General features: G+C 71.8%; 25 protein-coding genes. 18 read left to right on the top strand and 7 right to left on the bottom strand.

What is annotated here, in order from left to right:
- Positions 1-112: 112 nt before the first annotated feature.
- Positions 113-676 carry a hypothetical protein gene (locus AB0958_RS38345; RefSeq protein WP_366895115.1) on the bottom strand — a complete coding sequence of 188 codons (564 nt, stop codon included), beginning with the start codon at positions 674-676 and terminating at the stop codon, positions 113-115.
- Between the two features lie 158 nt (positions 677-834).
- Here AB0958_RS38345 and tsaB point away from each other — a divergent pair, with 158 nt between their 5' ends.
- From tsaB to AB0958_RS38325, 4 genes are read left to right on the top strand one after another with little or no spacing between them, the layout of a single operon-like run.
- Positions 835-1,491, top strand: coding sequence for a tRNA (adenosine(37)-N6)-threonylcarbamoyltransferase complex dimerization subunit type 1 TsaB (gene tsaB, locus AB0958_RS38340; RefSeq protein ID WP_366895114.1), 657 nt, complete (start codon positions 835-837; stop codon positions 1,489-1,491).
- Between the two features lie 17 nt (positions 1,492-1,508).
- Complete coding sequence (gene rimI, locus AB0958_RS38335) at positions 1,509-2,030, top strand: ribosomal protein S18-alanine N-acetyltransferase (RefSeq protein WP_366895116.1); 522 nt, start codon at positions 1,509-1,511, stop codon at positions 2,028-2,030.
- Complete coding sequence (gene tsaD / locus AB0958_RS38330) at positions 2,023-3,111, top strand: tRNA (adenosine(37)-N6)-threonylcarbamoyltransferase complex transferase subunit TsaD (RefSeq protein WP_366895112.1); 1,089 nt, start codon at positions 2,023-2,025, stop codon at positions 3,109-3,111. Before rimI ends, tsaD begins: the two co-directional genes overlap by 8 nt.
- On the top strand, positions 3,108-3,371 hold the full coding sequence (locus AB0958_RS38325) for a hypothetical protein (protein WP_366895110.1): 264 nt from the start codon (positions 3,108-3,110) through the stop codon (positions 3,369-3,371). The genes tsaD and AB0958_RS38325 overlap by 4 nt, the downstream gene beginning before the upstream one ends.
- 12 nt (positions 3,372-3,383) lie before the next feature.
- Here AB0958_RS38325 and AB0958_RS38320 read toward each other — a convergent pair whose 3' ends face one another.
- A complete protein-coding gene (locus tag AB0958_RS38320; protein WP_366895109.1) occupies positions 3,384-5,681 on the bottom strand; it encodes a glycoside hydrolase family 3 N-terminal domain-containing protein in 2,298 nt (765 codons plus the stop codon).
- A 138-nt stretch (positions 5,682-5,819) separates the two neighbouring features.
- On the opposite strand from AB0958_RS38320, the gene AB0958_RS38315 reads away from it, so the two are divergent.
- From AB0958_RS38315 to AB0958_RS38295, 5 genes are all read left to right on the top strand, one after another.
- Positions 5,820-6,851 (top strand): LacI family DNA-binding transcriptional regulator, encoded by a 1,032-nt coding sequence (locus AB0958_RS38315; RefSeq protein WP_360520519.1) that lies wholly within the window; start codon positions 5,820-5,822, stop codon positions 6,849-6,851.
- 103 nt (positions 6,852-6,954) lie between these two features.
- A complete protein-coding gene (locus tag AB0958_RS38310; RefSeq protein WP_366895108.1) occupies positions 6,955-8,301 on the top strand; it encodes an endo-1,4-beta-xylanase in 1,347 nt (448 codons plus the stop codon).
- A 94-nt stretch (positions 8,302-8,395) separates the two neighbouring features.
- Positions 8,396-9,445, top strand: a complete 1,050-nt coding sequence (locus tag AB0958_RS38305) for an LCP family protein (RefSeq protein WP_366895107.1) — start codon at positions 8,396-8,398, stop codon at positions 9,443-9,445.
- A gap of 135 nt (positions 9,446-9,580) precedes the next feature.
- Positions 9,581-9,937 (top strand): YciI family protein, encoded by a 357-nt coding sequence (locus AB0958_RS38300; RefSeq protein WP_366895106.1) that lies wholly within the window; start codon positions 9,581-9,583, stop codon positions 9,935-9,937.
- 43 nt (positions 9,938-9,980) lie between these two features.
- The gene (locus AB0958_RS38295) at positions 9,981-11,243 is read left to right on the top strand and encodes an RNA polymerase sigma factor (protein WP_366895105.1); all 1,263 of its coding nucleotides are present in this window, start codon (positions 9,981-9,983) and stop codon (positions 11,241-11,243) included.
- A gap of 108 nt (positions 11,244-11,351) precedes the next feature.
- Here AB0958_RS38295 and AB0958_RS38290 read toward each other — a convergent pair whose 3' ends face one another.
- On the bottom strand, positions 11,352-12,521 hold the full coding sequence (locus tag AB0958_RS38290) for a class I SAM-dependent methyltransferase (protein WP_366895104.1): 1,170 nt from the start codon (positions 12,519-12,521) through the stop codon (positions 11,352-11,354).
- A 90-nt stretch (positions 12,522-12,611) separates the two neighbouring features.
- On the opposite strand from AB0958_RS38290, the gene AB0958_RS38285 reads away from it, so the two are divergent.
- The 4 genes from AB0958_RS38285 (at position 12,612) to groL (ending at position 16,619) form a co-directional block, all read left to right on the top strand.
- Complete coding sequence (locus AB0958_RS38285; protein ID WP_366895103.1) at positions 12,612-13,532, top strand: polysaccharide deacetylase family protein; 921 nt, start codon at positions 12,612-12,614, stop codon at positions 13,530-13,532.
- Positions 13,529-14,332 carry a polysaccharide deacetylase family protein gene (locus AB0958_RS38280; RefSeq protein ID WP_366895102.1) on the top strand — a complete coding sequence of 268 codons (804 nt, stop codon included), beginning with the start codon at positions 13,529-13,531 and terminating at the stop codon, positions 14,330-14,332. The genes AB0958_RS38285 and AB0958_RS38280 overlap by 4 nt, the downstream gene beginning before the upstream one ends.
- 215 nt (positions 14,333-14,547) lie before the next feature.
- Positions 14,548-14,856 carry a co-chaperone GroES gene (gene groES / locus AB0958_RS38275; protein ID WP_004955293.1) on the top strand — a complete coding sequence of 103 codons (309 nt, stop codon included), beginning with the start codon at positions 14,548-14,550 and terminating at the stop codon, positions 14,854-14,856.
- 137 nt (positions 14,857-14,993) lie between these two features.
- Entirely contained in the window at positions 14,994-16,619 is a 1,626-nt protein-coding gene (gene groL, locus AB0958_RS38270) for a chaperonin GroEL (RefSeq protein ID WP_366895101.1), read from the top strand.
- 87 nt (positions 16,620-16,706) lie between these two features.
- Here groL and AB0958_RS38265 read toward each other — a convergent pair whose 3' ends face one another.
- From AB0958_RS38265 to AB0958_RS38255, 3 genes are all read right to left on the bottom strand, one after another.
- A complete protein-coding gene (locus tag AB0958_RS38265) occupies positions 16,707-17,414 on the bottom strand; it encodes an ester cyclase (RefSeq protein ID WP_366895100.1) in 708 nt (235 codons plus the stop codon).
- Positions 17,415-17,483: 69 nt separating this feature from the next.
- Positions 17,484-18,257: an SDR family oxidoreductase gene (locus AB0958_RS38260; protein ID WP_366895099.1), complete on the bottom strand. Its 774-nt coding sequence runs from the start codon at positions 18,255-18,257 to the stop codon at positions 17,484-17,486.
- A gap of 97 nt (positions 18,258-18,354) precedes the next feature.
- A complete protein-coding gene (locus AB0958_RS38255) occupies positions 18,355-19,023 on the bottom strand; it encodes an MOSC domain-containing protein (protein ID WP_366895098.1) in 669 nt (222 codons plus the stop codon).
- A 79-nt stretch (positions 19,024-19,102) separates the two neighbouring features.
- On the opposite strand from AB0958_RS38255, the gene AB0958_RS38250 reads away from it, so the two are divergent.
- Positions 19,103-20,011: a LysR family transcriptional regulator gene (locus AB0958_RS38250; protein WP_366895097.1), complete on the top strand. Its 909-nt coding sequence runs from the start codon at positions 19,103-19,105 to the stop codon at positions 20,009-20,011.
- Between the two features lie 77 nt (positions 20,012-20,088).
- Here AB0958_RS38250 and AB0958_RS38245 read toward each other — a convergent pair whose 3' ends face one another.
- Complete coding sequence (locus AB0958_RS38245) at positions 20,089-20,418, bottom strand: WhiB family transcriptional regulator (RefSeq protein WP_133028812.1); 330 nt, start codon at positions 20,416-20,418, stop codon at positions 20,089-20,091.
- 382 nt (positions 20,419-20,800) lie between these two features.
- Between AB0958_RS38245 and AB0958_RS38240 the strand changes: the two genes are divergently transcribed.
- From AB0958_RS38240 to AB0958_RS38225, 4 genes are all read left to right on the top strand, one after another.
- Positions 20,801-21,412 carry a response regulator transcription factor gene (locus AB0958_RS38240; protein WP_003948568.1) on the top strand — a complete coding sequence of 204 codons (612 nt, stop codon included), beginning with the start codon at positions 20,801-20,803 and terminating at the stop codon, positions 21,410-21,412.
- 277 nt (positions 21,413-21,689) lie between these two features.
- Complete coding sequence (locus AB0958_RS38235) at positions 21,690-22,277, top strand: sigma-70 family RNA polymerase sigma factor (RefSeq protein WP_366895096.1); 588 nt, start codon at positions 21,690-21,692, stop codon at positions 22,275-22,277.
- A gap of 154 nt (positions 22,278-22,431) precedes the next feature.
- Entirely contained in the window at positions 22,432-23,934 is a 1,503-nt protein-coding gene (gene guaB, locus AB0958_RS38230; protein WP_358981731.1) for an IMP dehydrogenase, read from the top strand.
- Positions 23,935-24,039: 105 nt separating this feature from the next.
- Complete coding sequence (locus tag AB0958_RS38225; RefSeq protein ID WP_132893015.1) at positions 24,040-25,164, top strand: GuaB3 family IMP dehydrogenase-related protein; 1,125 nt, start codon at positions 24,040-24,042, stop codon at positions 25,162-25,164.
- The last annotated feature ends 111 nt before the right edge of the window (positions 25,165-25,275 follow it).

The following is a 25,275-nucleotide window of genomic DNA, read 5'->3' as shown; positions in this document are numbered from 1 at the left end:
GCCAGGTGGCTCCGCCACATGGCCCGCCACCCCGCACGCCGATCGCACGCACCGAACGCCGCTCCCTCTCCCACGGAGATCCATCAGAAGGGCCCTAGCAGCACCCCGGTGCTCAGCGGATCACCATCACCTTCACGCCGATCGTCGCGAACCGCCACATCGCCTCGCCGTCCGCGCGGGTCTCGCGGATGCCGCCCGTCCGCACCGTCGGGTCGGGGGTCTCCGCGGGGCCGCGGCCGGTGGCGGCGCTGAAGCCGATCGCCGAGCCGTCCTTCGTCGTCGCGAAGCGCACCACGTGCTCGATGGGCAGTCCGTCCGTGCCCGTGATCGCCTTCGAGCGGGACGTCACCCAGTAGGCGCCCGGCACCGGGTCGATCGTCCCGGGGTTCACCTTGAAGGTGCGCTCCAGGCGGCCCTGCTCGTTGACGAGCCAGACCCGGTCGTCGTCCACCGAGTACACCACCCGTTCACCCGTGCCGGAGTTGTTCGGCAGGGCATGAGGATGGCGCCGGTCCCGGGGCGCCCTGGACGCCGTCGCCCCGGGCGCGGCGCTCGCCGCCGCCCGGCCGCCCAGGCCGGGCGGAACGGTGGCGGAGGCCTGGTAGGCGAGGAGGCCGACCGCGCCGACGGCCGCCGCGGTGAGGCCCGCCACGATTCCCGAGCTGGTCCCTGACACGTGCGCCACCTCTGTCTAGCCGGATGCCTTGCCGTGCGACTCGCGTACGACTCGTGTACGACTCGCCGTATATGTCGTACTTCGTACGAACCGTAGCAGTCAGTGACCGTCCGCTCCGGACGGCCGTGCCCGCGCCGCCGGAGCCGTAGGCTGTTCGCGTGCTCTTGCTCGCTCTGGATACCGCCACCCCCGCCGTCACCGTCGCGCTGCACGACGGTACGGCCGTCATCGCCTCGTCGAGCCAGGTGGACGCGCGCCGGCACGGCGAGCTGCTGCTGCCGGCCGTCGACCGCGTCCTCGCCGAGGCAGGGGTCACGCTGGACGCCGTGACCGGGATCGCCGTAGGCGTCGGACCCGGCCCCTACACCGGCCTGCGGGTCGGTCTGATGACCGCCGACACCTTCGGGCTCGCGCTCGGGGTGCCCGTGCACGGCCTGTGCACGCTCGACGCCCTCGCCTACGCGGCCGACATCGAGAAGGGACCGTTCGTCGTGGCCACCGACGCCCGCCGCAAGGAGGTCTACTGGGCGACGTACGCCGACTCGCGCACCCGGCTCACGGACCCGGCCGTCGACCGGCCCGCCGACATCGCCGAGCGGGTCGCCGGGATGCCTGCGGTCGGCGCGGGCGCGCTGCTCTACCCGGACACCTTCCCCGCCGCCCACGAACCCGAGCACGTCTCGGCCGCGGCCCTGGCCTCCCTCGCCGCCGCGCGGCTGGCCGCGGGCGAGGAGCTGCCCGCGCCCCGGCCGCTGTACCTGCGCCGGCCGGACGCCCAGGTGCCCAGGAACTACAAGGTGGTCACACCCAAGTGACCGCACAGCTGCGCGAGATGCGCTGGTGGGACATCGACCCGGTCCTGGAGCTCGAGAGGGACCTGTTCCCCGAGGACGCCTGGTCCCGGGGCATGTTCTGGTCCGAGCTCGCGCACGCGAGGGGACCGCAGGCGTCCCGGCGGTACGTGGTCGCCCTGGAGGGCGACCGGATCGTCGGGTACGCGGGGCTGGCCGCGCAGGGCGCCGGCGCCGAGGACGGCGCCGCCCCCGTGGGCGACATCCAGACCATCGCCGTACGACGTGACCAGTGGGGCACCGGCCTCGGCGGGGAGCTGCTCACCGAGCTGCTGCGGGCCGCGACCGCCTTCGAGTGCGCCGAGGTCATGCTCGAGTGCCGGGTCGACAACCTCCGCGCCCAGAAGCTCTACGAACGGTTCGGCTTCGAGCCCATCGGGTTCCGCCGCGGCTACTACCAGCCGGGGAACGTGGACGCCCTGGTGATGCGGCTGACGACGAAACCCGACAGTGGCTCCGCCGACGGATCCACCTCCGAACAAGGAACCGAGATCAATGGCTGACGAACCCCTGGTCCTGGGGATCGAGACCTCCTGCGACGAGACCGGCGTCGGCATCGTCCGGGGCACCACCCTGCTGGCCGACGCCGTCGCCTCGTCCGTGGACGAGCACGCCCGCTTCGGCGGGGTCGTCCCCGAGGTCGCCTCCCGCGCGCACCTGGAGGCGATGGTCCCGACGATCGAGCGTGCCCTGAAGGAAGCGGGCGTGAGCGCCCGGGACCTGGACGGCATCGCGGTCACGGCCGGCCCCGGCCTGGCCGGCGCCCTGCTGGTCGGCGTCTCGGCGGCGAAGGCGTACGCCTACGCGCTGGGCAAGCCGCTGTACGGCGTGAACCACCTCGCCTCCCACATCTGCGTCGACCAGCTCGAACACGGCCCGCTGCCCGAGCCCACGATGGCCCTGCTGGTCTCCGGCGGCCACTCTTCCCTGCTGCTGTCCTCGGACATCACCTCCGACGTACGACCGCTCGGCGCGACCATCGACGACGCGGCCGGCGAGGCCTTCGACAAGATCGCCCGGGTGCTGAACCTGGGCTTCCCCGGCGGCCCGGTCATCGACCGCTACGCGAAGGAGGGCGACCCGGAGGCGATCGCCTTCCCGCGCGGCCTGACCGGCCCCCGCGACCCGGCGTACGACTTCTCCTTCTCCGGTCTCAAGACGGCGGTGGCCCGCTGGATCGAGGCGAAGCGGGCGGCGGGCGAGGAGGTCCCGGTCCGCGACGTGTCGGCGTCCTTCCAGGAGGCCGTCGTCGACGTCCTGACCCGCAAGGCCGTCCGCGCCTGCCGGGACGAGGGCGTCGACCACCTGATGATCGGCGGCGGGGTGGCCGCCAATTCCCGGCTGCGCGCCCTCGCCCAGGAGCGCTGCGAGGCGGCCGGCATCCGGCTGCGCGTCCCCCGCCCGAAGCTGTGCACGGACAACGGCGCGATGGTGGCCGCCCTGGGCGCGGAGATGGTCGCCCGCAACCGGACGGCGTCGAGCTGGGACCTCTCCGCGGACAGCTCCCTGCCGGTGACGGATCCGCACGTGCCCGGCACCCACGACCACGTGCACGAGGTCAGCAGGGAGAACCTCTACTCGTGACGGTCGCGTCGATGTGGGAGGCGCGGGCCGCGCGGGGCAGGGGCGACGACCTGCTCGCGTGGGCGCGGGCACAGCGGCTCACCCGGACCCCCCTGCGCCGCGAGACGTTCCGGGCGCCGCAGGACCGGGTGCTGGTCATCACCTGGTGGGAGGGGGAGTACGACGCCGACCTGCCCGAACTCCCCGACCCGCCCGGCGACCTGGTCACCCGCCCGGTCCACCGCTGGCGTTTCGAGTCGGTCGACGGCGACGGCCGGTAACCGGGCCGGCGCTCACACCACCTCCGTCGCGCAGCGCAGCACCCGGTCCGGCCCCGGCCGCCGCACCGGGCCGGTCAGCCGGAGCCGCACCGCGGCCCGCACCTCCGCGCTCGACGCCGCCACCCGCAGCTCCAGCGCCCCCGGCTCCACCACCCGCGCCCCCTCCCGGTCGGTGAACGCCGACAGGTCCGCGTGGAAGCGGAAGGTGACCCGCCGAGACGCGCCGGGGGCCAGCTCGACCCGCTGGTAGCCGACCAGCCGCACGTCCGGGCGGGTCACCGAGGCCACCGGGTCGTGCAGGTACAGCTGGACGACCTCCGCGCCCGCCCGCTCGCCCGTGTTGCGGACCGTCAGGGTGACGTCGTGGGTGCCGTCCGTGGCGATCTCGGCGGTGTCCGGCGAGACCAGGTCCCAGGCGAACGCCGTGTACGAGCGGCCGTGTCCGAAGGGGTACAGCGGGGTCGGGTCCAGGTTGCTGACCTCGCCCGCCAGACCGAGCGGGGGCTGGAGGTAGGTCCAGGGCTGACCGCCGGGCACCCTCGGAACGCTCACCGGCAGCCTTCCCGAGGGGTTGACGCGGCCCGACAGCACGCCCGCCACCGCCGGGCCGCCCTCCTCCCCGGGGAAGAACGCCTGCACCACCGCGCCCAGCCGGCCGTGCCAGCGGCCCAGCGCGTACGGGCGCCCGGTGAGCAGGACCAGGACCACCGGGACCCCGGTGGCGACCAGCGCGTCCAGCAGACCGCCCTGGACGCCGGGCAGCGCGAGGTCCGTGACGTCGCAGCCCTCGCCGGAGGTGCCCCGTCCGAACAGGCCCGCCCGGTCGCCCAGGACCGCCACGCACACGTCCGCCTCCGCGGCACGGGCCACCGCCTCCTCGAAACCCGAGGTGTCCGGGTCCGAGACGTCGCAGCCCTCGGCGAACGTCACCTTCGCGTCCGGGAGTTCGGTGCGCAGGGAGTCGAGGACCGTGGGGATGGAGATGCCCGGCTCCACCCCGGGGTGGTGGGTGAGGACGTGGGACGGGAAGGAGTAGCAGCCGAGCATGGCGAGCGCGTCGGCGGCCCGGGGGCCCACCACCGCGATGCGGGTGTCGGGGGCGAGGGGGAGCGCGCCGTCGGGGTTGTCCAGCAGGACCACCGACTCCTCGGCGAGCCGGCGGGCCAGGGCGCGGTTGGCCGTCGAGTCGAGGTCGACCGGGCCCTCCCGCACCGGCTCCCAGTCCTCGTCCAGCAGGCCGAGCTCGCACTTCTGGAGCAGCACCCGGCGGGCCGCCCGGTCGACCAGGGACTCCGGGACGGTGCCTTCCCGGACCGCGGCCACCAGGGGGCGGCCGTAGCACTTCAGCGTCGGCAGTTCGACGTCGATGCCCGCCGCGAGCGCCAGGTGCGCCGCCTCCGCCTCGGTGCCCGCCACCCGGTGCAGCGTCTGGAGGAAGCCGATGCCGAAGTAGTCGGCGACCACCGTGCCCTCGAAACCCCATTCGGTGCGCAGGAGGTCGGTCAGCAGACGTGGGTCCGCGGAGGCCGGGACGCCGTCCGTGTCGTTGTACGCGGCCATCACCGACCGGGCCCCGCCCTCGCGCAGCGCCATCTCGAACGGTGGGAGGGTGATGTCCGCGAACTCCCGGACCCCGGCGCGGACCGGCGCCAGGTTGCGGGCGCCCGCGGAGGAGGCGTAACCGGCGAAGTGCTTGAGGGTGGCGACGATCCCGGCCGACTCCAGGCCCCGCACGTAGGCGGTGCCGATCGTGCCCACCAGGTACGGGTCCTCGCCGATCGTCTCCTCGACCCGTCCCCAGCGCGGGTCGCGGACCACGTCCAGGACGGGGGCCAGGCCCTGGTGGACCCCGACCGAGCGGAGGTCCTGGCCGATGCGCCGGCCCAGCTCCTCGACCAGCGGCGGATCGAAGGCGGCGCCCCAGGCGAGCGGGACGGGATAGGCCGTCGCCTGCCATGCGGTGAACCCGGCCAGGCACTCCTCGTGGGCGATCGCCGGGATGCCGAAGCGGCCGGCCGCGGTGATCCGGCGCTGGGCGCGGGCCAGTGCTCGCGCGCCCAGCGCCGGGGCCACCGGGGCGGTGCCGAAGGAACGGGTCAGCTGGCCGAGGCCGAGCGTGATCAGCTCCTCCCAGTCGTAGTCGGCGGTCATCTCGCGTTGCAGCGGGGCGACTCCGTCGCCGTCCGTGGCGGCGCCCACCCACACGCCGTAGAGCTGGGCGGTCCTCTCCTCCAGGGTCATCCGGGAGAGGAGGTCGTCGACGCGGGTCGCGGCGGGCAGTGCGGGGTCTCGCCAAGGAGCGGTGGTCATGAAACTCCCGTCTTCGCTTTCTGCGGGCTCCTGCTGGAACGCTGCTACGAATGTTTCGTACCACACACCGAATGTTCCGGGAACCTATGGCGTGCTCAGGTCTTCGTCAAGGGGGAGCGCGGGGATACGATCGCGGGCATGACGCCTTCGAAGCCCGCAGAAACGCAGACGGCGACGCTCGCCGAAATCGCCCGCGAGGCCGGCGTGTCCGCTCCGACTGTTTCGAAGGTCCTCAACGGGCGCGCCGACGTCGCCCCGGCGACCCGCACCCGGGTCGAGGAACTGCTGCGCGCCTACGGCTACCGGCGGCGGCGCGCCGAGGCCTCCCGTTCCCCGCTGATCGACCTGGTCTTCCACGAGCTGGAGAGCGCCTGGGCGATGGAGGTCATCCGAGGGGTGGAGAACGTGGCCCGGGACGCGGGCCTGAGCGTCGTCCTCTCCGAGTCCGCCGGGCGGCTCACCCCCGGGCGGACCTGGGCGGACCAGGTGGCGGCGCGTCGGCCGCACGGGGTGGTGCTGGTGCTGTCGGGGCTGGACGAGTCGCAGCGGGCGCTGCTGCTGAGCCGGTCCATCCCGTTCGTGGTGATGGACCCGGCGGGCGACCCCGGGCCGGACGTGCCGTCCATCGGGGCCACCAACTGGCAGGGCGGGCTGGCCGCCACCCGGCACCTCGTCGAGCTGGGCCACCGGCGCATCGGCGCGATCAGCGGACCGTCCCGGATGATGTGCAGCAGGGCCCGGGTGGACGGGTACCGGGCCGCGCTGGAGACCGCCGGGCTCCCCGTGGACCAGGGGCTGGTCAAGGCAGGCGACTTCCACCACGACGCCGGCTACCGGCTCGGCCTGGAGCTGCTGCGGATGCCCGACCGGCCCACCGCGGTCTTCACCGGCAACGACCTCCAGGCGCTCGGGCTGTACGAGGCCGCGCGCGAGCTGGGGCTGCGCATCCCGGAGGACGTGAGCATCGTCGGGTTCGACGATCTGCCGGTGGCCCGCTGGGTGGGGCCGCCGCTGACGACCGTACGGCAGCCGCTGACCGAGATGGCCGAGGCGGCGGCGCGGCTGGTGCTGGAGATGGGGCGCGCGCAGGAGGCCACGACCGCGACCCGGGTGGAGCTGGCGACCAGTCTGGTGGTGCGGTCCAGCACGGCGCCCCCCGCGTCCGGCTGAGGCGTCCCTGGCCGGAAGTCGACGTGTTGACGGGTGGTGCGTGCGCCCCCACACTCCTCCGAAGCCAATCGGTTGTACGACCGAAACTTTCGGAGGCTTCTGGATGAGATCTCTGAGAACAGGCTTGTCCCTGGCGGCACTCGTCACCGGCGCCGCCCTGCTGTTCACGGCGCCCGCGGCGCACGCCGCCGACACCCCGCTGCGCGACCTCGCGGCCGCCAAGGGCAAGCTGATCGGCACCGCGGTCACCGGCTCCAAGCTCACCGGTGCCTACGGGGACCTCGCCGGCAGCCAGTTCAGCTCGCTGACCCCGGGCAACGCCATGAAGTGGGAGACGGTCGAGCCCGCCCAGGGCACCTTCAACTGGACCGAGGCGGACCAGATCGTCGCCTTCGCCCAGGCCCACCACCAGCAGGTGCGCGGCCACACCCTGGTCTGGCACAGCCAGAACCCCAGCTGGCTGACGAACGGCACCTGGACCCCCGCCCAGCTCGGCAGCCTGCTGCAGAACCACATCAGCACCGAGGTCGGCCGCTACAAGGGGAAGATCGCCGCCTGGGACGTCGTCAACGAGCCCTTCAACGAGGACGGCAGCTACCGGTCCACGATCTGGTCCGACGGCCTCGGCTCCGGCTACATCGCCAACGCCCTGACCTGGGCGCACGCGGCCGACCCGGCCGCCAAGCTGTACATCAACGACTACAACGTCGAGGGCGTCAACGCGAAGAGCACCGCCCTGTACAACCTGGTCAGGTCGCTGAAGGCGGCGGGCGTCCCGATCGACGGGGTGGGCCTGCAGGCGCACCTGATCCTCGGCCAGGTGCCGGCCACGCTCCAGCAGAACATCCAGCGCTTCGCCGACCTGGGCGTCGACGTGGCGCTCACCGAGCTGGACATCCGGATGGCGCTGCCCTCCGACAGCACCAAACTCGCCCAGCAGAAGGCCGACTTCACGTCGGTGGTGGCCGCGTGCGTGGCCGTGAGCCGCTGCGTCGACGTCACCGTGTGGGGCTTCGCCGACTCCGACTCCTGGGTGGACAGCACGTTCCCGGGGTACGGGGCGGCGACTCCGTACGACGCCGACTACGTGCCGAAACCGGCGTACTACGGCATCGCGGAGGCGCTCGGCGGGACCACGACCACACCACCGCCGACGGGGGCCTGCACCGCCGCCTACAGCGTCGGCAGCCAGTGGGGCAACGGGTTCACGGGCCAGGTGACCGTCTCCTGCTCGGGCGCCTCGCTGTCGTCCTGGAAGGTGAACTGGACCTACGGTGCCGGACAGCAGATCACGCAGGCCTGGAACGCCACCTGCACCCAGTCGGGGGCGGCCGTGTCCTGTGCGAACGCCTCCTACAACGGGACGGTCCCGGACGGGAGTTCGGCCACCTTCGGGTTCAACGCGTCCTGGAGCGGCAGCAATCCCGTGCCCACGGTGACCCTTGGGTGAGCAGGGACTGAGAAGCGTGAGATTTTCCGAAGAAATCCCCTTCACTGCGCTTCCACTAACACTCCCCTAATAATTCGGACTTACGTTCCTGCCTGTGACGGGACACGAGGAGCAGGACGACGCGGTCAGACGGGTGGGCCGGCGGTCGAGAACACTCAAGATCGTCGGTCTCACCCTGGCGGGCGCCATGACGCTCGCCATCGCGGCCGCGGGGTGGGTCTACGTGCACCTCAACGACAACATCAAGAGCGTCGACATCAACAGCGCGCTCGGGGACGACCGGCCGGCGAGGGCGGTCACGGCACCGACGGCCGCCGCGTCCGCGTCCCCGCTGCCCACCGGCTCGGTGAACATCCTGGTGCTGGGCTCGGACTCGCGCAGCGGCAAGGAGAACGAGAAGCTCGGCGGGGGCAGCAGTTCGGGCGCCCGGTCCGACACCGCGATGGTGGTGCACATCGACGCCGGCCGGACCTCGGCCACCGTCGTCAGCATCCCGCGCGACACCCTGGTCACCCGCCCCTCCTGCCCGCTGCCGCACGGCGGCTCGACGGCCGTCGTCCACGACTCGATGTTCAACAGCGCCTACTCGGTGGGCGGGGCGGTGTGCGCGGTGAAGACGGTCGAGTCGATCACCGGTGTCCGGATGGACCACTACCTGGAGATCGACTTCTCGGGCTTCGCGAAGCTGGTGGACGCGCTCGGCGGGGTCACCGTCACCACCGGCCAGGACATCGACGACGACGACAGCCACCTGCACCTGAAGAAGGGCACCCACCACCTCGACGGCAGGACGGCCCTGGCGCTCGCCCGCACCCGGCACGGCATAGGCGACGGCAGCGACCTCGGCCGGATAGGCCTCCAGCAGAAACTGGTCAAGGCCCTCCTCGACCAGATGGCCTCCATCAGCCTCCTCGGCGACCCGGCCAAGCTCTACGAGGTCGCCGACGCCGTCACCGCGTCCCTCACCACCGACACCGGCCTGGACTCGCTGACCGAGCTGATGCGCCTCGGACAGAGCCTGAAGGGGCTGACCTCCGAGCACGTCGAGACCGTGATGATGCCCGTGGTGACCGCGCCCTCCGACCCCAACCGGGTGATCGCGAAGGAGCCCGCGGCGAGCGAGCTGTGGGAGTCGTTGCGGTAGCGCCGGGACGGGGCTGACCGGGACCGGAAAAAAACCACGGGGAAATCCCGCGGGCGTGTCGATCCGCGGACGGGCCGTTCGACGCAAGGGTGAGAGGCAGGGAAACGCCCTGCCGCCCGACCCCGAGGAGTCACCATGCCCCGTTACCTGTCGCTCGTGCGGATCGACGAGAACTCCGCCCCCGCCGAGGGCCCCAGCCAGGAGCTGATGCAGCGGATGGGCGAGCTGATCGAGGAGATCACCAAGGCCGGCGTGATGCTCGACACCGCCGGGCTGACGCCCACCGCCGACGGCACCCGCGTCCACTGGGAGGGCGGGAAGATCTCCGTCACCGACGGGCCGTTCACCGAGTCCAAGGAGGTCGTCGGCGGCTACGCGATCATGCAGTGCAAGGACAAGGCCGAGGCCCTGGAGTGGACCAAGCGGTTCCTGAAGGTCCACGAGGAGTTCTGGACGGTGACCTGCGAGGTGCGGGAGATCGCCGAGGGCTGACCGTCCTGGCGTACGACCGGCGGTGGGTGTTGCATGGGGGGCTGTGAGCACACAGCCCCCCGCCGAGGCCGACGCCCGCCACGCCATCGAGACCGTCTTCCGGCTGGAGTCGCCCCGCGTGATCGCCGGCGCCGCCCGGATCGTCCGGGACGTCGGCATCGCGGAGGAGCTGGCCCAGGACGCGCTGGTCGCGGCCCTGGAGCAGTGGCCCCGGGACGGCGTGCCCGACAACCCGGGCGCCTGGCTCATGGCCACCGCCCGCCACCGCGCCGTCGACCTGGTCCGGCGCCGCGAGAACTACGCCCGCAAGCTCGCGGAGATCGGCCGCGGCGCGCAGACCGCCGTCCCGCCCGAGGAGCCCGCCGACCCGGACGACATCGACGACGACCTGCTCCGCCTGGTCTTCACCGCCTGCCACCCCGTGCTGTCGCCCGAGGCCCGCACGGCTCTCACCCTGCGCCTGCTCGGCGGCCTGAGCACGGCCGAGATCGCCCGTGCCTTCCTCGTCCCCGAGCCGACGGTCGCCCAGCGCGTCGTCCGTGCCAAGCGCACCCTGGCGACGAAGAACGTCGCCTTCGAGGTGCCGTACGGACCCGACCGCGAGGCCCGGCTCGGCTCGGTCCTGGACGTCATCTACCTGATCTACAACGAGGGGTACGCGGCCACGGCGGGCGACGACTGGCTGCGCCCTTCGCTGTGCGAGGACGCGCTGCGGCTGGCCCGTGTGCTGTCCGGCCTGATGCCGAAGGAGCCGGAGGTGCACGCCCTGACCGCGCTCCTGGAGTTCCAGTCCTCCCGGGCCGCCGCCCGCACCGGACCCGACGGCGCGCCGGTCCTGCTCAGGGACCAGAACCGCCGCCGCTGGAACCGCATGCTCATCGCGCGCGGCATCCGGGCCCTGGCCCGCGCGGACGCCACCGCGACGGGCGCTCCCGGCCCGTACGCCCTCCAGGCGGCCATCGCGGCCTGCCACGCGCACGCGTACACCTACGAGGAGACCGACTGGCCGGCCATCGCCACCCTGTACCGGCTGCTCGCCGCCCGGTCCCCGTCCCCGGTCGTCGAGCTGAACCGCGCGGTGGCCGTGTCGATGGCGGAGGGTCCGGAGCAGGCCCTCGCGATCGTGGACGCGCTGACGGCCGAACCCGCCCTGCGCGACTACCACCTGCTGCCGAGCGTGCGCGGCGACCTGCTCGCCCGCCTCGGCCGCACGACCGAGGCCCGTACGGAGTTCGAACGCGCGGCGGACCTGGCCCGCAACGAGCGTGAACGCGAGCTGCTGCTGCGACGGGCACGAGGGCGCTAGCCGGCCTTCGGCCGGGGGGTACCCCCCGCGCCCCTTCAGGGGCGCGGGGAACTGCGCGACCAGCCACGACGGTGCGGTGGACGCTCGACGGCAATCGCGGCACACCGCTCAGGACCGCACCGGTCGGCCCAGCAGCATGGTCGGGGCTCCCGCCACCCGGGTCAGGAACACGGTCGCCGCGTTCGGGCCCTGCGGCTTGACCTTCCTGCGCAGCTCCTCCGGCTCCACGGCCGACCCGCGCTTCTTCACGGTCAGGTTCCCCACCTCGCGCTCCCGCAGCAGCGCCTTCAGCTTCTTCACGTTGAAGGGGAGCCGGTCGGTGATCTCGTACGGCGTCGCGTAGTCGGTGGCACGGAGTTCGTCGGCCGTGACGTACGCGATCGTCGGGTCGACCAGGCCGCCGTCCAGGTCCGCGGCCACCTCGGCGACCAGGTGGGCACGGATGACGGCGCCGTCGGGCTCGTACAGGTAGCGGCCGACGGGACGGACGGCGGGGTCGGGGAGGCCGCGCCCGAGCAGGGTGCGCGGGCCGGGCAGGAGGGTGGCGCGCACCGCCCCCGGCTCCGTCCCGAACCACAGGACCGCCTCCTTCACGTCACCCGCGTCCGAGATCCACTCGGCCTCGGCGTCCGCCGGCACCGCCTCGTGCGGGACGCCGGGGGCGATCTTCAACGCCGCCACCCGCGCCGTCGAGGCCGCCGCGACAGCCCAGGACAGCGGCGGCGAGTACGCCTCCGGGTCGAAGATGCGGCCACGCCCGCCGCGGCGGCCCGGGTCGACGAACACGGCGTCACAGCCGGCCGTGTCCACCTCCGTGACGTCGGCCTCCCGGACCTCGATCAGGTCCGCGAGCCCGAGCGCCTCGGCGTTGGCGCGGGCGGTGGCCGCCGTCACCGGGTCCCGGTCCACGGCGAGCACCCGGATCCCGGCCCGCGCGAGGGCGATCGCGTCCCCCCCGATCCCGCAGCACAGGTCGGCGACCGAGGTCACCCCGAGCGCCGTCAGCCGCCGGGCCCGGTACGACGCGACACTCGCCCGCGTCGACTGCTCGACCCCGTTCGGGGTGAAGAACATGCGCTCCGCGTCCGCGTCCCCGAACTTCGCCGCCGCCCGCTGCCGCAGCCGTGCCTGCGCGAGCGCCGCCGACACCAGCTCGGCCGGGTGCCCGCGGCGCAACCGGGTGGCCACCGCGAGTTCGTCGGCGGGCGCGGTGCCGCGGACCTCGTCGAGGAGGGCACGGCCCTCGGGGGTGAGGAGGGGGGAGAGGAGGTCGTTCACCGGGTCATTGTCGGCCAGTCGGTGGATGGTTCGCCTCCGACGGCGGTGTCTGCCCCGGTTCCGGGCGGGGGCCTGGAAGGATCCGACGCCATGCGAGCAGTCGTACAAAATGACAAAAATAGGTCGAAGAGGGGTGGAGGGCGGACGAGCGCGGTCCTGCTCTCCGTATTCGCCCTCTGCGCCGGTGCCGTCGTGTGCGGCTGCGCCGGGACCGGGGAGAGCCCCGACGTCCGCCCCGCCGCCGGCCGGCAGGCCCACCCGGCGGCCCCCGCCCCCGCCCCCGACTCCCACGCCGCCCTGGTCGCCGCCGCCCGGCGCTGGGGCCTGGACGCGGTCCCGCTGCGGCCCCCGGCCCCGCCGACGCACAAGCCGAGGATCACCGCTCGCGACGGATTCGAGGTGGACGGCCAGGTGGAGGACGACCTGCCGCCGGTCTTCACCACGATCCCGACCCGGCAGAAGGTCGTCTTCCTCACCATCGACGACGGCGCCAACAAGGACCCGGACTTCCTGCGGATGATGAGCGAGCTGAAGATCCCGTACTCGGCGTTCCTCAGCAACTACCTGGTCAAGGACGACTACGGGTTCTTCCGCACCATGCAGGCCGAGGGCCACACCCTCAACAACCACACCCTGACCCACCCCTACCTGCCGGGTCTGTCCTACGACGAGCAGAAGCACGAGATCTGCGGCATGCAGACGATCATGAAGAAGCAGTTCGGCAGGGCGCCGACGGTCTTCCGCCCGCCCTACGGCAACTACAACGGCGACACCCTGCGCGCCGCCAAGGCCTGCGGCATCAAGTACGCGCCGATCTGGGACGAGGAGGTGTTCGTCGACCACTGGGAGTACCGCGAGTGGGACCGCAGCCTGCACCCCGGCGACATCGTGCTCACCCACTTCCGGGGCCGGGACGACTGGGACGGCACGATGGTCGACGACATGCGCCGCTTTCTGAACAAGGTCACCCGGGACGGCTACGCGGTGGCGCGCCTGGAGGACTACCTGTGAGCCGACCGAGGGCGACGGCCGCGTTGCTGACCGCCGCCCTCCTCCTGGCGGCCTGCGCGCCGTCCGTCGACCCCATCGAACGGCTGGGCAGGAAAGCGGCCGACCGGGTACGGCCGCACGGCCCGGCCGGCGCCCAGCCGTACCGCCGCTGGGGCCTGAGCGCCCCGCTCTCCCCGGCCCCGCGCCCCCCGTCCCACCCGCTCTCCTTCCGGGCGGCCCTGCCCCCGGTCGTCGACCACGTCGCCACCACCGACCGGGTCGTCTTCCTCACCTACGACGACGGCGCCGAGAAGGACCCCCGCTTCGTGGACATGGTCCGCGAACTGCGCCTCCCGGTCAGCCTGTTCCTCACGGACAGCGTGGTCGGCCCCGGCTACGGCCACTTCGCCCGCCTCCAGTCCGTCGGCGCCAGCGTCCAGAACCACACCCTCGACCACCCGGCCATGCCCGGCCTGCCCTACGCCGGCCAGCGCGCCGAGATCTGCGGCCAGCAGGAGAAGCTGAAGTCCCGCTTCGGCATCCGCCCCCGCCTCTTCCGCCCGCCCTACGGCACCTACGACCGCACCACCCTGCGCGCGGCGGCCGACTGCGGGGTGACGGCGGTGGTCCTGTGGCGGGCGGCGATGACCCCGGACGGCATCACCTACCGGAGCAAGGACAGGCAGCTGCGTCCCGGCGACATCATCCTGGTGGGCCCCGACGAGGCCATGGGGCCGGCCCTGAGGGAGCGCACGGCCCGGCTGCTGCGCCGGGTCCAGGCGAGCGGCCTGACGGTGGGACGGCTGGAGGACTACCTCTGAAGGGCGCGAGACGTCGAATTTACGACGCCGCGCCGGACGTCATTGGCACTCCGCTTGACCGAGTGCTAATCGCGGTCATAGTCTCGGCTCTGGCACTCGGCAGATGAGAGTGCCAACAACGCGACGGGCAGGTCCGGCACCCGCGACGACGGATCCACCTGGTCGCCACCTCAGACAGTTAACCCCGTGAGATCTCCGAAGGGGGAGGTCGGATCGTGACGACCGCCAGCTCCAAGGTTGCCATCAAGCCGCTTGAGGACCGCATCGTGGTCCAGCCGCTCGACGCCGAGCAGACCACGGCCTCCGGCCTGGTCATCCCGGACACCGCGAAGGAGAAGCCCCAGGAGGGCGCCGTCCTCGCCGTGGGCCCGGGCCGTTTCGAGAACGGCGAGCGCCTGCCGCTCGACGTCAAGGTCGGCGACGTCGTGCTCTACAGCAAGTACGGCGGCACCGAGGTGAAGTACAACGGCGACGAGTACCTCGTCCTCTCGGCTCGCGACGTGCTCGCGATCATCGAGAAGTAAGCCTGCGACTTACCACCTCAAGCACTCCGCTTGAATCCGTTTGAAGCTGCGCCCCTGGTTCCCGCGATCCTTTAAGAAGCCGGGCGCCCGGGGCGCAGTCTTGTTCACCCGAGAATTCCGAGAGGGCTCCCGCTGCCATGGCGAAGATCCTGAAGTTCGACGAGGACGCCCGTCGCGCCCTTGAGCGCGGCGTCAACAAGCTTGCCGACACGGTGAAGGTGACGATCGGCCCCAAGGGCCGCAACGTCGTCATCGACAAGAAGTTCGGCGCCCCCACCATCACCAACGACGGTGTCACGATCGCCCGTGAGGTCGAGCTCGACGACCCGTACGAGAACCTCGGCGCGCAGCTGGTGAAGGAGGTGGCGACCAAGACCAACGACATCGCGGGTGACGGTACGACCACCGCCACCGTGCTGGCCCAGGCGCTGGTCCGCGAGGGCCTGAAGAACGTCGCCGCCGGTGCCTCCCCGGCCGCCCTGAAGAAGGGCATCGACGCCGCCGTCGCCGCCGTCTCCGAGGACCTGCTCGCGTCGGCCCGCCCGATCGACGAGAAGTCCGACATCGCCGCCGTCGCCGCGCTGTCCGCCCAGGACCAGCAGGTCGGCGAGCTCATCGCCGAGGCGATGGACAAGGTCGGCAAGGACGGTGTCATCACCGTCGAGGAGTCCAACACCTTCGGTCTGGAGCTGGACTTCACCGAGGGCATGGCCTTCGACAAGGGCTACCTGTCGCCGTACTTCGTGACGGACCAGGAGCGCATGGAGGCGGTCCTGGAGGACCCCTACATCCTCATCAACCAGGGCAAGATCTCCTCCATCGCGGACCTGCTGCCGCTGCTCGAGAAGGTCATCCAGGCCAACGCCTCGAAGCCGCTGCTGATCATCGCCGAGGACGTCGACGGCGAGGCCCTGTCCACCCTCGTGGTGAACAAGATCCGCGGCACCTTCAACGCGGTCGCGGTCAAGGCCCCCGGCTTCGGTGACCGCCGCAAGGCGATGCTCCAGGACCTGGCGATCCTCACCGGCGCCACGGTCATCTCCGAGGAGGTCGGCCTCAAGCTCGACCAGGTCGGCCTGGACGTGCTCGGCTCCGCCCGCCGCGTCACCGTCACCAAGGACGACACCACGGTCGTCGACGGCGCCGGCGACTCCGCCGCCGTCCAGGGCCGCGTGGCCCAGATCAAGGCCGAGATCGAGAACACCGACTCCGACTGGGACCGCGAGAAGCTCCAGGAGCGCCTCGCGAAGCTGGCCGGCGGCGTGTGCGTGATCAAGGTCGGCGCCGCCACCGAGGTGGAGCTGAAGGAGAAGAAGCACCGTCTGGAGGACGCCATCTCCGCGACCCGCGCCGCGGTCGAGGAGGGCATCGTCTCCGGTGGTGGCTCCGCGCTCGTCCACGCCGCGAAGGTGCTGGAGGACGGCCTCGGCAAGACGGGTGACGAGGCGACCGGTGTGGCCGTCGTCCGTCGCGCCGTCGTCGAGCCGCTGCGCTGGATCGCCGAGAACGCCGGCCTCGAGGGTTACGTCATCACCTCCAAGGTCGCCGAGCTCGAGAAGGGCCACGGCTTCAACGCCGCCACCGGCGAGTACGGCGACCTGGTCAAGGCCGGCGTCATCGACCCGGTCAAGGTCACCCGCTCCGCCCTGGAGAACGCCGCCTCCATCGCCTCCCTCCTCCTCACGACCGAGACCCTGGTCGTCGAGAAGAAGGAAGAGGAGGAGCCCGCGGCGGCCGGCCACTCCCACGGCCACGCCCACTGAGCACCGCCTCAGCGCTTCCTGAAGCCCCCGCCCCCGGTCGTCCGCCGGGAGCGGGGGCTTCGCCCCTCGCGGGCTTTCACTGTGGGCTCAGTTCTCCAGCGCGTCCAGAGCTCCGAGCCGGCCCATCAGACCGAGCCGGTCGTACTGCCACCAGCCCTCGGCGATCTTCCCGCCGGCGTCGAAGCGGTGCACCGTGGTGCCGGTCATGGCGATCCGCCGTCCGGTGTTCGGCAGTCCCAGGAACTCGCCCTTCTGCACCCCCGCCAGGATCCACCGGCTGCACACCCGGTCCTCCTGAGCGATCTGGTCCTCGATCAGGAACCTGAAGTCGAAGGCGTCGCGCCATGTCCCGAGCTCGCGCCGCAGCGCGTCCATGCCGATGGTGTCCTGGTCGTCGGCCGGATCGTGACCGTGGTAGTTCTCGGCGACCAGGCCGTCCAGCGGAGCCAGCGGACCGGCCGCGGCGATCGTCTCGAAGAACCGCCGCGCGGTGTCGGCGTACATCCGCTCGTCGCGCACCACGTCCAGATCGGTGAACTTCGGCATCTGGTCGCACAGCGCCAGCAGCTCGTGGAAGACCTTGTCGGTCTCCGGAAGCCGCGAGTTCCGCATCGCCTCCTCGTACGACGGGAACTCCACGATCTCGACGACGTGCGACGCGTCCGAGCGGTCCGTGCCGACCACCGCGTGCGTCGCCGTCCGCTTCCCCTTGGTCTGCTCGACCCATCGGTCCAACAGCCGGTCCATCTCCTCGAACCGGCTGGTCCTGCACTCGATGACCTGCATGAACGTCATACCGCCGCCTCCGGCCCCCCTGGGTCCGGTACCGTCACCGCCATTTTCCCACCGCCCGGCCGTCCGCTCCTACTGCGGCCCGTACTTGCGTCCCGTCTTCGAGCTGATGCCGCCCACCAGGCCGCGGGGGGCCACCTTCGCGAGGCCCGTCAGCACCTTGTAGCGAGGGTCCGGGATCGACAGCGTCTTGCCGCGGGCGAGGTCGGCGAGGGCCGCCGCGACCAGCTTGTCGGCGTCCAGCCACATCCAGCCGGGGATGTTGTCCGTGCCCATCCCGGCCCGCTCATGGAACTCCGTACGCACGAACCCGGGCGCCAGCGCCATCAGACGCACCCCGGTCCCCGCCAGGTCGCGCGCCGCGCCCTGGGTGAACTGCACGACCCATGCCTTGGAGGCGCCGTACGTACCGCGCGGCACGAACGCGGCCACCGACGCCACGTTGACGACACCGCCGCGCCCGCGCTCGCGCATCGCCTCGGCCGCCGCCGACGTCAGCCGCAGCACCGCCTCGCAGTGCACCTTGAGCATGCGCAGCTCGTCGGCCATCGAGACGTCCAGATACCGGCCCTTGTTGCCGAACCCGGCGTTGTTGACCAGCAGGTCGACCGGGTTCCTGCGGTCGCCGAGCCGGGCGGCGACCGACTCGATGCCGGCGTCCTCGGCGAGGTCGGCGGTGAGCACCTCCGCCTCGATGCCGTGCCGGTCGTGCAGCTCGGTCGCCTGTTCGCGCAGCCGTTTGGTGTCCCGCGCCACCAGGACGAGGTTGTGCCCGTCCGCCGCCAGCCGCCGCGCGAACGCGGCACCGATCCCCGCGGTCGATCCCGTAATCAGAGCCGTTGTCATGGCCCAAGGGTAGTGACCCGGACCGGCGGGATCCGCTGTGCGCACCAGCTCTCCCGAACGGTGAAGCGCCGGTGAACGCGCCGGGCGTGACGGCGTCTCAGCCGGTCTCCGCCGCCACGTACTTCCGCGCCCGCGCCAGCGCCTCCGGGTGCAGCGCCGCACCGGCCGCGAGCAGCCGCGGCAGCAGCTCCCGCTCGGTGGTGGTGGCACGGAACTCCATCGCCGCCGTCACCCCGTGGTCCGGCAGATGCACGATCTCGATCGGGTCGCCGACCCTGATCTCGCCCGGTTCGATCACCCGGAGGTAGGCACCGGTCGCACCCTTCCGCGTGAACCTCTTCACCCATCCCCGTTCGCCCAGATGGCCCTGGAAGGTGCGGCACGGGACGCGTCCGGAGGTGACCTCCAGCACGACCTGGGAGCCGATCCGCCAGCGCTCGCCGATCAGCGCGCCGGACACGTTCAGTCCGGCTGTCGTGAGGTTCTCCCCGAAACAGCCGTTGCCCAGGGTGCGGCCGAGCTCCCGCTCCCAGTCGTCGAGGTCCTCCCGTGCGAACGCGTACACCGCCTGGTCGTCACCGCCGTGATGGCGCAGCTCGCACACCGCGTCCCCGGCCAGGCCGCTGCCCCCGACGCCCTTCGGTCCGGGCGCCGCCACCCGCACCGGCCCGTCCACGGGCCGCTTGTCGATACCGGTCACGCCGTCCACCTGGTCCGTGTGGGGCGACGGCGTCGGGCGGCCGAGGTTCACCGAGAGAAGCTGCATGCTCCGACGTTAAGGGACGGCCCTCAAAGTGTCGACGCGTTATCGGGGGCGATGCCCAAGACCGCCTTATGCTCGAAGGGTGATCGAAGCACGTCATCTCCGCGTCCTGCGCGCCGTCGCCACCACCGGCTCCTTCTCGGCGGCCGGCCGTGAGCTGGGCTGCACCCAGCCCGCCGTCAGCCAGCAGATGAAGGCCCTGGAGACTTCCGTCGGCACCCCGCTGCTGGTGCGCAACGGCCGCGAGATGCGCCTCACCCAGGCCGGCGAGGCCCTGGTGCGGCACGCCTCCGGGATCCTCGCCGGGCTCACCGCCGCCGAGGAGGAGGTCGCCGCGATCGCCGGTCTGCGGGCCGGCCGGGTCCGGCTGGTCTCCTTCCCGAGCGGCAGCTCCACCCTGGTCCCCACCGCCCTCGCCGCCCTGCGCGCCGCCCACCCCGGCACGCGGGTCTCCCTGGAGGAGGCCGAGCCGCCGAAGTCGGTGGACCTGCTGCGCGAGGGCGACTGCGACATCGCGCTGGCCTTCCGCTACGAGGGCGGGCCGGACGCGGGGGGTGCCGAGGAGTGGGCCGACCTGGTGGTACGGCCGCTGCTCGTGGACCGTCTCGTCGGCCTGGTGCCCGAGGGGCACCGGCTGGTCCGCGCGGAGTCCGTCGCCCTCGGGGAGCTCGCCGACGAGTCCTGGATCGCGGGCTGCCCGCGTTGCCGGGGTCAGCTCGTCCAGGCGTGCGAGAGCGCGGGCTTCACCCCGCGGATCGATTTCGCCACGGACGACTACCCGGCCGTGGTCGGCCTGGTGGGCGCGGGTCTGGGCGTGGCCGTACTGCCCCGGCTGGCGATCGAGTCGGTACGGCCGAGGGGCGTGCGCACGGTGGCGCTGGAGCCGGCGGTGCGGCGGGAGATCGTCGCTCTCACCCTGCCCGACCTGGCACAGGTTCCGGCGGTGGCGGCGACGCTGGAGCAACTGGGCCGGGCGGCCCGGCGGGCGTGACCGGGTGTGCCGGGCACGCGCGTGTGCCCGGTCGGCAACAGATCGTCAAACTGTCAAGCTATTGAAGAAACGTTCTTTCAGGTATCCGAGGCGGGGTCGCCGCTGGTCGTCGAGGCCGACACCAGCCTGTTGCGCGCCCGCCCCATGAGCTCTTCGCGCTCGTCCTCGGTCAGGCCGCCCCACACGCCGTACGGTTCGCGGACCGCCAGTGCGTGCGCCGCGCACTCGGCGCGGACCGGGCACCTCATGCAGACCTCCTTGGCCGAGTTCTCACGGGCACTCCGAGCCGCCCCGCGCTCGCCCTCGGGATGGAAGAAGAGCGAGCTGTCGACCCCGCGGCAGGCGGCCAGGAGCTGCCAGTCCCACAGGTCCGCGTTCGGTCCGGGAAGGCGGGAGAAATCTGCCATTACGTGACCCCTTGTAGCCGTTCTGGGCGGATACGGTGCCAACCGACCGTACATCTCCGGTCTAGAGAGATGAAAATATGACTCATTGGCAATCTAGCTCCAGACACTGTGAAACAGGAAGAAAAAGGTCTAAATGGGGCATTGGTTGTGATGAAAAGTTGAGGGTCTGACGTCCATGTCTGCACCGTGTCCGCGCCCTCACGTAGAGTGCCGAAGACGGCACGCGGCCCCGTAACTCTTTCGAGTGACCGTCGTTGAGAGGGCGGTGGCGGTTGAAGCAACAAGCGCTCGGGCAGGCGTCCGAGACGTTCGACCGCACAGGTGACGATTCCGTACCAGCCTGGAGGCTCAAGGTGACGCGCATCAGCTGCGGAGGGCGGTCATGACATCCGTCCTCGTCTGCGACGACTCCCCGCTTGCCCGAGAGGCGCTGCGCCGCGCGGTCGCGACCGTGCCCGGCGTCGAGCGCGTGACGACGGCTGCCAACGGCGAGGAAGTCCTCCGCCGCTGGGGTGCCGACCGCTCCGACCTGATCCTGATGGACGTGCGCATGCCCGGACTGGGCGGCGTCGAGACCGTGCGCCGGCTGCTGTCCGCCGACCCCGGTGCCCGCATCATCATGCTCACGGTCGCCGAGGACCTGGACGGGGTGGCCCTGGCCGTCGCCGCCGGCGCCCGCGGCTACCTGCACAAGGACGCCTCGCGCGCGGAACTGCGCGCGACCGTCACGCAGGCGCTCGCCGACCCCACCTGGCGGCTGGCACCCCGGCGTCTGCGCTCGGCCGAGATGGGCGCCGCGCCCACCCTCACCGCACGGGAGATCCAGGTCCTGGAGGGCATGAGCCACGGCCGCTCCAACGCCGAGATCGGCCGTGAGCTGTTCCTCTCCGAGGACACGGTGAAGACGCACGCCCGGCGCCTGTTCAAGAAGCTCGGCGCCTCCGACCGCGCCCACGCGGTGGCCCTCGGCTTCCGTTGGGGCCTGGTCCGTTGATGCCGCGCTGAGCTGCGCCGCAGCGGGACCGCGCACCGACCGGACGCCCCCGCCTACCGCATGGTGGGCGGGGTCCGCAAGACGGATCGGCGCAGTGCCGCTGCTCGTTTCGGCGCGGATGCCGCATCCTTGAGGTGTGGAGTCTCTCGGGGACGAGTCGTTCGAGCGGAAGGGGAGGGCGCAGGAGATGAGTTCCGGCGCACCTGCTCATAACGCTTCGGTGCACAACGACGGACGCGGTGCCACCCAGCCGAAGGCAGCAGGGCACCATGGTCCGATGCGCGAGGACGAGGCAGTCACTGCCATGGGGGCGATCGGTGCTCTCGTCCACCGCGCCGTAGACGGGGACGAGCAGGCCACGCACGACCTGCTCGCCCATGTCCACCCACTCGCGCTGCGCTACTGCCGCACCCGCCTGTCCCGCCTGCCCGGCGACGCCCGGCACTTCGTCGAGGACCTCGCGCAGGAAGTGTGCGTGGCGGTCCTCCTCGCCCTGCCCCGCTATCGCGACACCGGCCGCCCCTTCGAGGCCTTCGTCTTCGCCATCGCCTCCCACAAGGTCGCCGACCTGCAGCGGGCCGCGATGCGCCATCCCGGCTCGACCGCCGTCCCCTCCGACGAGATGCCCGAACGCCCCGACGACTCCCTCGGCCCCGAGGAGCGCGCGCTGCTCAGCAGCGACGCCGAATGGGCCAAGAAACTCCTGGCCAACCTCCCCGAGAACCAGCGCGAACTGTTGCTGCTGCGCATCGCGGTCGGCCTGACCGCGGAGGAGACGGGTCAGATGTTGGGAATGTCACCGGGCGCGGTCCGGGTCGCCCAGCACCGCGCGCTCAGCCGGCTGCGGGCACTGGCGGAGCAGTAGCCGAACGGGTTCTGCCACGCCCGATGAACAGGTGCACACCCGTTTCCGTACGAACATACGAAGCCCTGAGCCGAGTCGTACCGTGGAATTCGTGGCCCCTGCTTCCCGTTAGCATGGACATCCGCACCGTTCAAGGCCATTTGGGGAAGGTGTCATGACTGCAAACGTCGACGGAGTGCCCGGAAAATTCGCGACACTCGGGCTCACCTACGACGACGTGCTGCTGCTGCCGGGCGCATCCGAGGTGCTCCCCAACGCGGTCGACACCTCGTCCCGCATCTCACGCAACGTCCGGGTCAACATCCCGCTGCTGTCCGCGGCCATGGACAAGGTGACCGAGTCCCGCATGGCGATCGCCATGGCCCGGCTCGGCGGCGTGGGCGTGCTGCACCGCAACCTCTCCGTGGAGGACCAGGTCAACCAGGTCGACCTGGTCAAGCGGTCCGAGTCCGGCATGGTCACCGACCCCATCACGGTGCGTCCGGAGGCCACCCTCGCCGAGGCCGACGCCCTGTGCGCCAAGTTCCGCATCAGCGGTGTGCCGGTCACCGACCCGGCCGGCAAGCTGCTCGGCATCGTCACCAACCGTGACATGGCCTTCGAGTCCGACCGCAGCCGTCAGGTGCACGAGGTCATGACCCCGATGCCGCTGGTCACCGGGAAGGTCGGCATCTCCGGTACCGAGGCCATGCAGCTGCTGCGCAAGCACAAGATCGAGAAGCTGCCGCTGGTCGACGACGCCGGTGTCCTCAAGGGCCTGATCACGGTCAAGGACTTCGTCAAGGCCGAGAAGTACCCGAACGCCGCCAAGGACGCCGAGGGCCGCCTCCTCGTCGGCGCCGCCGTCGGCGCCAGCCCCGAGGCCCTGGAGCGGGCCCAGGCGCTCGCCGAGGCCGGCGTGGACTTCCTGGTCGTCGACACCTCGCACGGCCACAACAGCAACGCCCTCAGCTGGATGGCGAAGATCAAGTCGGGCGTGGACGTCGACGTGATCGGCGGCAACGTCGCCACCCGCGACGGCGCGCAGGCGCTGATCGACGCCGGTGTGGACGGCATCAAGGTCGGCGTGGGCCCCGGCTCGATCTGCACCACCCGCGTGGTCGCCGGCATCGGTGTCCCGCAGGTCACCGCCATCTACGAGGCCTCGCTCGCCGCCCGCCCGGCCGGCATCCCGCTCATCGGCGACGGCGGCCTGCAGTACTCCGGCGACATCGGCAAGGCCCTCGCGGCCGGCGCCGACACCGTGATGCTCGGCAGCCTGCTCGCCGGCTGCGAGGAGTCGCCCGGCGAGCTGCTCTTCATCAACGGCAAGCAGTTCAAGTCGTACCGCGGCATGGGCTCGCTGGGCGCCATGCAGTCGCGCGGCCAGGGCCGGTCGTACTCGAAGGACCGCTACTTCCAGGCCGAGGTCTCCTCCGACGACAAGCTCGTCCCCGAGGGCGTCGAGGGCCAGGTGCCCTACCGCGGCCCGCTGGCCAACGTGCTGCACCAGCTCGTCGGCGGTCTGCGCCAGACGATGGGCTACGTGGGCGCGGCCACCGTCGACGAGATGGAGTCCAAGGGCCGCTTCGTCCGCATCACCTCCGCGGGTCTCAAGGAGAGCCACCCGCACGACATCCAGATGACGGTCGAGGCGCCGAACTACAGCAGCAAGTAGACGTCAGGCGTACCAGGGGCGGTCCCGGAGCCATCCGGGGCCGCCTTCGCCGTGCCCGTCGGCGATACTGGAAGACGCTGAAACGCAGAGGGAAAGGCCACAGACGTGACTGAGATCGAGATCGGGCGCGGCAAGCGCGGCCGCCGGGCGTACGCCTTCGACGACATCGCCGTCGTCCCCAGCCGCCGTACGCGGGACCCGAAGGAGGTCTCGATCGCCTGGCAGATCGACGCCTACCGCTTCGAGCTGCCGTTCCTGGCCGCCCCCATGGACTCGGTCGTCTCCCCGGCCACCGCGATCCGCATCGGCGAGCTCGGCGGCCTCGGTGTGCTCAACCTCGAAGGTCTGTGGACCCGGCACGAGGACCCGCAGCCGCTGCTCGACGAGATCATCGGACTGGACGCCGACACCGCCACCCGCCGCCTCCAGGAGATCTACTCCGCCCCCATCAAGGAGGAGCTGATCGGCGCGCGCATCAAGGAGGTGCGCGACTCCGGTGTGGTCACGGCGGCCGCGCTCTCCCCGCAGCGCACCGCGCAGTTCTCCAAGGCGGTCGTGGACGCGGGCGTGGACATCTTCGTCATCCGCGGCACCACGGTCTCCGCGGAGCACGTCTCGTCCTCGCACGAGCCGCTCAACCTGAAGCAGTTCATCTACGAGCTCGACGTCCCGGTGATCGTCGGCGGTTGCGCCACCTACACGGCGGCCCTGCACCTGATGCGCACGGGCGCCGCCGGCGTGCTCGTCGGCTTCGGCGGCGGCGCGGCCCACACCACCCGCAACGTGCTCGGCATCCAGGTCCCCATGGCCACCGCGGTCGCCGACGTGGCCGCGGCCCGCCGCGACTACATGGACGAGTCCGGCGGCCGCTACGTCCACGTCATCGCCGACGGCGGGGTCGGCTGGTCCGGCGACCTCCCCAAGGCGATCGCCTGCGGCGCCGACTCGGTCATGATGGGCTCCCCGCTGGCCCGCGCGACCGACGGTCCCGGCAAGGGCCACCACTGGGGCATGGAGGCCGTGAACGAGGAGCTCCCGCGCGGCAAGAAGGTCGACCTCGGCACGGTCGGCACCCTTGAGGAGATCCTCACCGGCCCGTCCCACACCCCCGACGGCTCGATGAACCTCTTCGGCGCCCTGCGCCGCGCGATGGCCACCACCGGCTACAGCGAGCTGAAGGAGTTCCAGCGCGTCGAGGTGACGGTGGCGGACTCCCAGCACAAGCGGTAGGCCCTACGGCATGCGAAAGGGTACGCGGCGCCCGGCGTCCTGCACGGGGCCCGCAACCCCCACACCGGTTCCACCGCCCGCCGATTCGTCACCTGCGGTGGACCCAGCCCC

The sequence above is a fragment of the Streptomyces sp. NPDC006655 genome (assembly GCF_040703965.1).
GTDB lineage: Bacteria > Actinomycetota > Actinomycetes > Streptomycetales > Streptomycetaceae > Streptomyces.
Note: the sequence above shows the minus strand (reverse complement) of the source record. Positions and strands in the feature narration are given on the sequence as shown.